We start from the raw sequence: 1,723 nt of genomic DNA on the forward strand, positions 1-1,723 counted from the left end.
GGTCCAAATCGACCTCGGCAGCGATGTCCTTGTTCTGCCAATCCTTCGCGGCCAACAGCACGATCCTGGCTCGCTGCTGCACGCGGGCCTCAACGCGGCCGCGCCGGGCGAGCGCAGTCAACTCCCGTTCGGCAACAGCATCCAGTTCGATCTTCCGGGCAACGCGCATGGCTCAAACCTCCGCAAAGCTTGGTATGCGCAGTATACTTTAAGTTCAATTATTTCGAGCGCACTACACTAGCGTGGCCGCTACAGATCCGGTCTGTCCAAGGTGTTCGTCAGAAATGGTTCGTCGAACGGCGAAGCGCGGTGCGAATGCCGGGGGCACATTCTGGGGTTGTGCCAACTACCCGCGTTGTCGCGGCACGGTGGAGGCCGGCGCGTGACCGCCCCTAACATCATGAGACCATTTATACCGCCCTCGGCACCCGTGAATTTCGCTACGCTGCCGGGCATTCGACTCGGAAGACCCTATGAGTCCAGTGCTCATCTCAAATCGCCCTTAACGTCTCAACGGCGCGCTACTCGCGGGGCACTGAAAGCGGTCTTGGCTGGGTGAGCACTTCAGGCCGCAGGATCTCCGCAAGTTGCTCCTGGGTCAGCAAGCCGCGCTGAAGGACAATTGCCGAAACGCTACCGCCAGTCGCATGCGCCTCCTGAGCTACCGAGGTCGCGTTGGCATAGCCGATGTAGGGGTTCAGCGCGGTCACGATGCCGATTGAGTTCTCGACTGTCGAGCGCAGATAGGCCTTGTTGGCCGTAATGCCCTTGACGCAGCGCTCAGCCAGGGTCAAACAGCCATTGCGTAGATGCTTCACGCTTTTGAACATGCTGTGGGCGATGATCGGCTCGAAGGCGTTCAGCTGAAGTTGACCGGCCTCGGCTGCAAAACTCACCGTGAGGTCGTTGCCAATGACCTCGAAAGCGATCTGGTTCACCACCTCGGGGATCACCGGATTCACCTTGCCAGGCATGATGCTGGAGCCAGCCTGCATCGCCGGCAGATTGATCTCACCGAGCCCTGCACGTGGCCCGCTCGAGAGCAAGCGCAGGTCGTTGCAGGTCTTCGATAGCTTAACGGCAACACGCTTTAACACGCCCGACAGTTGTACGAACGCGCCGCAATCCTGCGTCGCCTCGATCAGGTTGGGCGCCGTGATGAGCGGAATGCCTGTCAATGACACCAGGTGCCGCAGAACCAGAAGAGCGTAGTCTGGGTGGGCAGTGATGCCTGTTCCGATGGCGGTAGCGCCCATGTTGATCTCGCAGATCAGCAGCGCGGCTTCACGTAGACGCTCCTGGTCTTCGCCCAGCATAACGGCATAGGTTCCGAACTCTTGACCCAATGTCATCGGCACGGCGTCTTGCAACTGAGTCCGGCCCATCTTGAGCACGTCCGCGAACTCCTCAGCCTTGGCGGCGAACGCTTCCCGCAGCACGCCCATTGCGTCGATCAAACCGAAGATGCCGGAGTAAGTTGCGATTTTGAGTGCCGAAGGGTAGACGTCGTTCGTGCTTTGGCCGATGTTGACCTGCTCGTTCGGGTGCAAGTATTGATACTCGCCCTTCTTGTGCCCGAGCAGTTCCAGCGCCCGATTGGCAATGACCTCGTTCGCATTCATGTTGGTCGATGTGCCGGCGCCGCCCTGAATGACATCTACCACAAACTGGTCGTGCAGCTTACCGGCCCGAAGTTCCTCGCAAGCCTGGACGATGGCCGAAC

The 1,723-nt window shown here is 59.7% G+C and carries 2 protein-coding genes; one reads left to right on the forward strand and one right to left on the reverse strand.

Annotation, left to right across the window (positions count from 1 at the left end):
- The first annotated feature begins 242 nt into the window (after positions 1–242).
- Positions 243–386 carry a topoisomerase DNA-binding C4 zinc finger domain-containing protein gene (locus tag AC1DY5_RS54455; RefSeq protein ID WP_478122500.1) on the forward strand — a complete coding sequence of 48 codons (144 nt, stop codon included), beginning with the start codon at positions 243–245 and terminating at the stop codon, positions 384–386.
- A gap of 135 nt (positions 387–521) precedes the next feature.
- Here AC1DY5_RS54455 and AC1DY5_RS54460 read toward each other — a convergent pair.
- A partial coding sequence (locus AC1DY5_RS54460; RefSeq protein ID WP_478122501.1) for an aspartate ammonia-lyase occupies positions 522–1,723 on the reverse strand: 1,202 nt, incomplete at its 5' end.

It is taken from the genome of Variovorax sp. P4_D9, assembly GCF_056401695.1.